This window comes from Bartonella phoceensis (genome assembly GCF_902825145.1).
Lineage (GTDB): Bacteria > Pseudomonadota > Alphaproteobacteria > Rhizobiales > Rhizobiaceae > Bartonella > Bartonella phoceensis.
Genome location: NZ_CADEAD010000032.1, coordinates 1 through 919 on the forward strand (window position 1 = coordinate 1; position 919 = coordinate 919).

At 33.8% G+C, this 919-nt stretch carries 1 protein-coding gene and 1 pseudogene; both read left to right on the plus strand.

The window, feature by feature from the left end:
* The coding region (locus J7R07_RS07940; RefSeq protein WP_208436319.1) for a YadA-like family protein at positions 1-323 on the plus strand (323 nt) is incomplete at its 5' end.
* A gap of 342 nt (positions 324-665) precedes the next feature.
* Positions 666-854: pseudogene (locus tag J7R07_RS07945) on the plus strand (hypothetical protein); the annotation flags it as partial.
* Positions 855-919: the final 65 nt, after the last annotated feature.

Consider the following 919-nt stretch of genomic DNA (forward strand, 5'->3'; position numbering starts at 1 on the left):
AAGATGCTGTACACAATGGTGTTGATGAGGCAAAGTCTTATACGGATATGAAATTTGAGACGTTGAACTATGCTGTTGAGGATGTCCGCAAAGAGGCAAGACAGGCAGCGGCTATTGGTTTGGCAGTATCTAATTTAAGCTATGACGATACACCAGGAAAGTTAAGTATTTCATTTGGTACGGGTGTATGGCTCAATCAGTCTGCATTTGCTATTGGTGCTGGTTATACATCTGAAGATGGGAATATGCGCACTAACTTATCTGTGACAAGTGCTGGAGGTCATTGGGGGGTAGGTGCTGGATTTAGGATAACACTGAATTAACAGGAGAAAATTTGAAATAAATTTTCCTTCTCTTATTAAATGCATCATCTGCGGCATTTAAGAGAAGGAGAATTATTCTCATCATGAATGAATATCAAGAGAAGATAAGGATTTATTGCGAGTAAAATATATTTTTATTGAGAAGTTCGATATGAAAAAAGTCATTTATCATCTCAAAAAAGATTATTTGAATAATCGACATTTATTTTTGTGAGAATTTTTTCTTTGTAAGAAAAATATAAATAATTAGCACTATTAATGAATGCAGTATTACTTTTGATGACAGAATAGGAGATCTATTATTTTTCATAATATTACTGCGGATAAGGTTATTGTTAGATTGCATACAATGGTGGCAAATTGTATGATTACACTAAAGAGCAGATGAAGACAGTTCTTGATGACGCAAAAAAATACACAGATAAACGTTTTAATGATGTCATAGATAATGCGATGAGTAATGTTGTTAATATTGATATTAAGGCATTTCAAAAAGAGGCCAGACAGGCAGCAGCTGTTGGTTTAGCAGTATAGAACTTAAATTATTTTGATACCCCGGGATTTTTAAGTTTCTCTCTTGGTATGGGTATATGATG